Genomic DNA, 4,815 nt, shown 5'->3' with positions numbered 1-4,815 from the left:
GGACGGAGAAGACGGTCACCACCGCCGAGCCCGCCAGGCACGCGAGCCCGGTCTCCAGCGCCGCGATCCGCCGCACCTGCCAGGGCGTCGCCCCGGCCAGCCGCAGCCCGGCCAGCCGCCGGTCGCGGTGGACGGCACCGATCCGGGCGCACTGACCGAGGAAGCCCAGCACCGGAACCAGCAGCATCAGCAGACTGACGATCACTCCGGCCCGGGTGCCCGGCTCGTTCAGCAGGCCGTGGCCGACCGAGACGGTCAGGCCGCCCTGAAGGGACGCGAGCGTGACGGCCGCCAGCGCGAAGCCCGTCGCGAGGGCCGCGCCCGTCGCCGTCAGCGTGATCCGCCACCACTCCCGCCGGTCCGACCCGCTTACCAGCTGCCGGGCCAGCCGGACGTCCGAGGCCACCGTGCTCACGCCGTCACCTCCAGCGGCGCCACGGCACCGTCCCGCAGCCGCACCTCGCGGTCCGCGTACGCCGCCACCTGGGCGTCGTGCGTGACCAGCAGCACCGCCGTGCCCGACTCCCGGGCCGAGTGCGCCAGCGCCGTCATCACCTGCTCGCTCGCCAACGAGTCCAGCGCCCCGGTCGGCTCGTCCGCGAAGACCGCCTTCGGCCCGGTGACCAGCGCGCGGGCCAGCGCCGCCCGCTGCGCCTGCCCGCCGCTCATCTCGCCGGGACGCAGTTCCTCCTGCCCGCGCACCCCGAACCGCTCCAGCCACCGACCGGCCCGCGCCCGCGCCTCGGTGCGAACGGTGCCGGCCAGCATCAGCGGCAGCGCCACGTTGTCCAGCGCCGTCAGCTCCGGGATCAGCTGACCGAACTGGAAGACCACCCCGAACTCGGTGCGGCGCAGCTCGCTCAGCCGCTTCTCCGGCAGCTCCTCCAGCCGCCGGCCGGCGTATGTCACCGAACCCGCGTCCGGGCGGACGATCCCGGCCAGGCAGTGCAGCAGCGTCGACTTCCCGCTGCCGCTGGCCCCGGTGACGGCGAGGATCTCGCCGGCCCGCAGGTCGACCGAGGCGCCGCGCAGGGCCTCCGTCCTGCCGTGGGACTTCACCAGGCAGCGGGCCGCGAGCAGCGGCCCCGCCGTGGTCCCGTTCGTGTCCCCGTTCGTCATGCTGTGCGGACCTCCGCGGTCAGAGTGGTGAGCCGGGCCGCCGTGGTGGTCATCCAACGGAGGTCGGCGTCCAGGTGGTTGAGGGCGTAGTCGGCCGAGAGCACGGTCGTCAGGTCCGTGCCCGGGGCCGTCTTGACCGCCGTGAGCTCCCGCATCCGGCCCATGTGGGCGGCGCGCTGGGCCAGCAGGTAGGCGCCCGCGTCGCCGCCGGTGAGGATCGATACGACGACCTTGGCGAAGATCTCGTTCGTCACGAACGGGGCGGGCGGCGCGATCTCGCCCGCCCACCGCGCCAGTTCGCGGGCGCCCCCGTCCGTCGCGCGGTACGCGGTCCGCTCCGGGCCGCCGTCCGACGTGGTGCCGTCGACCTCCGCGAGACCGTCCCGGACCAGGCGTTGCAGGGTCGTGTAGACCTGCCCGTAGGCCAGCGGACGGGCCTCGGGGAAGCGTTCGTCGTGGCGTCGCTTCAGGTCGTAGCCATGACTCGGCCCCGAGGCGAGCAGCCCCAGCAGGATGTGACGGGTGCTCATGCGGAGCATTGTTCACCGAGTACATGTACTGAGTGAATAGCCGACGGTGGGGTGTCGGGTGTGCCGGAACCGGCCGGTTTGCGTGATCTTCGGACGGGTTACGTGACTGTTTTGTCCGGGTTGGGGGAGAGTTCGCGGGAATGGAGTGTGACCAGGAGCACGTTGTCGGTGCTGGAGTGCCTGACCTCGCGCGGACTGGGTAGGGCTGCCGTAACGCGCCAAAAGCGTGCCCGAAACAACGCTCGACGAAGGAGACCCCCGTGGCTGCACTGGCACCGCTTCTGCTCCCGGCCCCGTCCAAACCCGTGGCGGAGCCGTCCACTCCCTGGGCGGAGCCCTCCGCCGCCTCCGACACCCCGCACTACTGCGTCTTCGGCGCCACCGGCAGCTGCGCCGAGGCGCCGCTCACCAGCGAACCGCCGCTGCCCGACGCCGAGCCCCTCACCAGCGAGTCGCCGTTCGCCGACGCCGTGCCGCTGACCAGCGAGTCCTCGCCCGAACTCACGGCGGACGTGCCGGAGCAGGGCGGCCCCTCCTTCGCCGTCCCGGAACCCACGAGGTCGTAGAGGTCACAGATGCCAGCAGCCCGGCCGGCCGAGCCCCCCACCGAGGACCTTCCCGAGGATCTGACCCGGCTCGCCGCCCTGCACGGCGTCGCCACCTCCTACAGCCCGTCCCCGGACCGCACCGTCGCGGCCTCGGCCACCGCCGTCACCCTCGCGCTGGCCGCCCTGGGCGTGGACACGAGTACACCGGAGGCCCTGCGCGCCGCGCTCGCCGCCCGCGAGTCCGTGCCGCGCGAACGCCTGCTGCCGCCCACGGTGGTCGCCTGGACCGACGGCGGCACCCCCGCCGCCCTGGCCGCCCTGCCCGAGGGCACCCGGCTGCGCGTCGACACCGAGCAGGGCGAGACCCGCGACGGCGCCGGGCGGCTTCCGGCCGGCGTCCACCGCCTGACCGCCACCACGCTCGACGGCCGGACCGCCCGGGCCCACCTGATCGTCGCGCCCGCCCGGCTGCCCGTCCCCGCCACACGCTCCTACGGACTCCTCGTCCAGCTCTACTCCCTCCTCTCCCGCCGCTCCTGGGGCATGGGCGACCTCGGCGACCTGGGCGAACTGGCCGCCTGGGCCGGACGCGCCCTCGGCGCCGGGTTCCTCCAGGTCAACCCGCTGCACGCGGCCGTGCCAGGCGCCCCCACCGACCCCTCCCCGTACCGGCCCTCCTCGCGGCGCTTCCCCGACCCGGTCCACCTGCGGATCGAGGACGTGCCCGAGTTCGCGTACGTCACCGGCCACGAGCGCGCCCGGGCCCTCCGGGAGCGGGCCGGACGGCTGCGCGAGGCCGTGCTGGAGAAGGACGCCCTGATCGACCGGGACGCCGTGTGGGAGCTGAAGCGCGCGGCCCTCGAACTGCTCCGCGAGGTCCCCCTGGGGCCGGGCCGCCGCGCCGCCTACTGCGACTACCTCGCCGAACAGGGCACAGCCCTGGAGGACCACGCGACCTGGTGCGCGCTCGCCGAGGTCCACGGCTCCGACTGGCACCGGTGGCCCGAAGGCCTGCGCGATCCCCGCTCGGCCGAGACCGACCGCGCCCGCACCGAGCTGATGGACCGCGTCGACTTCCACTCCCGCCTCGCCTGGCTCACCGACACCCAGCTCACCGCCGCCCAGCGCACCGCCCGCGAGGCCGGGATGCCGGTCGGGATCGTCCACGACCTCGCCGTGGGCGTGCATCCGCGGGGGGCCGACTCCTGGGCGCAGCGGGAGTACTTCGCCGCCGGCATGTCGGTGGGCGCACCCCCGGACGCCTTCAACGCCCGGGGACAGGACTGGGGCCTGCCGCCCTGGCGTCCCGACCGCCTCGCCGAGTCCGGCTACGCACCGTTCCGGAGCCTGCTGCGGGGCCTGTTCCGCTACGCCGGAGCCCTGCGCATCGACCACGTCATGGGCCTGTTCCGGCTCTGGTGGGTCCCCGAGGGCCACCCGCCCACCGAGGGCACCTACGTCCGCTACGACGCCGAGGCGATGCTCGCCGTCCTGGTCCTGGAGGCGGCCCGGGCGGGCGCCGTGGTCATCGGCGAGGACCTGGGCACCGTGGAACCCGGCGTGCGCGAGGCGCTGCGCGAACGCGGGGTGCTCGGCACCTCCGTGCTGTGGTTCGAGCGCGACTGGGCGGGCGACGGCCGTCCCCTGCCCCCCGAGCGCTGGCGCGCCGACTGCCTGGCCACCGCCACCACCCACGACCTGCCGTCCACCGCCGCCCGCCTCACCGGCGAACACGTCGAACTGCGCGACCGCCTGGGCCTGCTCACCCGCCCGCTGGAGGAGGAGCGGGCCGAGGCGTCGGCGGACACTGCCGAGTGGCTGGACGTACTGGCCCGGCTCGGCCTGCTGCACGGCACCGGCGGCGACACCGGCACCCCCTCCGAGGAGGCCGGCATCCAGGCCGTCCACCGCTTCCTGCTGCGCACCCCCGCCCGCATGGCCGGCATCTGGCTCCCGGACGCCGTCGGCGACCGCCGCCCGCAGAACCTCCCCGGCACCTGGGACCAGTACCCGAACTGGCGCCTGCCCGTCGCCGACGCCGAGGGCCGCCCCGTGACCCTGGAGGACCTGGCCGCCTCGGCCCGGCTGCACGCCCTGATCGACGTCGTGCGGGACCGCGCCGGCGACTGAACGGCCCGCCCCCGGACCGCTCACGGCCCCCGTACGGCACCCCGGGCGCGCGGCCCTTCCGGCCGTTCGCTAACTTTGCACCGTGGACAAGAAGAACGCCCTGCGCGCCGGCGCCCTGGCAGCCGGTACGACGCTGATGATGCTGCTCATGTCGTCCCCCGCGCTCGCGCTGACCCGCGACGACGGCGACGACCCCGGCACGGGCCTGAGCGTCATCGAGACGCTGGGTCTCTACGTCGTGGCCCCGATCGCGCTGTTCGTGATCATCGCGGTCCTGGTCATGGTCCTGGACAGGTCCAAGGAAGAGCACCGCGTGACCTCCCGCAACATCAAGACCCGGCCCAAGGCCGACGCCAAGGTCTGACGGCTCACCTCGTCTTCGCCGAGGGCGCCGGTCCCACCGCACACACGCGCGTCAGCCGTGTGCGGGCGGGGCCGGCGCCCTCGGCGTGCGTGTGACGGGGACGCCGTACGACGGCACTGGTACG

General features: G+C 74.7%; 5 protein-coding genes and 1 pseudogene. 3 read left to right on the top strand and 3 right to left on the bottom strand.

From position 1 onward, the window contains the following. From EBH09_RS12450 to EBH09_RS12440, 3 genes and pseudogenes are all read right to left on the bottom strand, one after another. Positions 1 to 415, bottom strand: a pseudogene (locus EBH09_RS12450) (ABC transporter permease); the annotation flags it as partial. Continuing rightward, on the bottom strand, positions 412 to 1,119 hold the full coding sequence (locus EBH09_RS12445) for an ABC transporter ATP-binding protein (RefSeq protein ID WP_121747034.1): 708 nt from the start codon (positions 1,117 to 1,119) through the stop codon (positions 412 to 414). The gene EBH09_RS12445 and the pseudogene EBH09_RS12450, both read right to left, overlap by 4 nt. Then, entirely contained in the window at positions 1,116 to 1,649 is a 534-nt protein-coding gene (locus EBH09_RS12440; RefSeq protein ID WP_121747366.1) for a PadR family transcriptional regulator, read from the bottom strand. Before EBH09_RS12440 ends, EBH09_RS12445 begins: the two co-directional genes overlap by 4 nt. A gap of 260 nt (positions 1,650 to 1,909) precedes the next feature. On the opposite strand from EBH09_RS12440, the gene EBH09_RS12435 reads away from it, so the two are divergent. From EBH09_RS12435 to EBH09_RS12425, 3 genes are all read left to right on the top strand, one after another. After that, on the top strand, positions 1,910 to 2,215 hold the full coding sequence (locus EBH09_RS12435; protein WP_055416953.1) for a hypothetical protein: 306 nt from the start codon (positions 1,910 to 1,912) through the stop codon (positions 2,213 to 2,215). Between the two features lie 9 nt (positions 2,216 to 2,224). Further along, a complete protein-coding gene (malQ, locus tag EBH09_RS12430; protein WP_121747033.1) occupies positions 2,225 to 4,327 on the top strand; it encodes a 4-alpha-glucanotransferase in 2,103 nt (700 codons plus the stop codon). Between the two features lie 82 nt (positions 4,328 to 4,409). Beyond that, positions 4,410 to 4,691, top strand: coding sequence for a hypothetical protein (locus tag EBH09_RS12425; RefSeq protein ID WP_121747032.1), 282 nt, complete (start codon positions 4,410 to 4,412; stop codon positions 4,689 to 4,691). Positions 4,692 to 4,815 lie beyond the last annotated feature (124 nt).

Origin of the sequence: Streptomyces sp. E2N166 (assembly GCF_003671715.1) — a bacterium.
In the GTDB taxonomy this organism is placed as follows: Bacteria; Actinomycetota; Actinomycetes; order Streptomycetales; family Streptomycetaceae; genus Streptomyces; species Streptomyces thinghirensis.
Note: the sequence above shows the minus strand (reverse complement) of the source record. Positions and strands in the feature narration are given on the sequence as shown.

Coding starts and splice junctions, on each gene's coding strand:
- EBH09_RS12445 (WP_121747034.1), bottom strand. CDS start 1,119: ATGACGAACGGGGACACGAACGGGACCACGGCGGGGCCGCTGCTCGCG.
- EBH09_RS12440 (WP_121747366.1), bottom strand. CDS start 1,649: ATGAGCACCCGTCACATCCTGCTGGGGCTGCTCGCCTCGGGGCCGAGT.
- malQ (WP_121747033.1), top strand. CDS start 2,225: ATGCCAGCAGCCCGGCCGGCCGAGCCCCCCACCGAGGACCTTCCCGAG.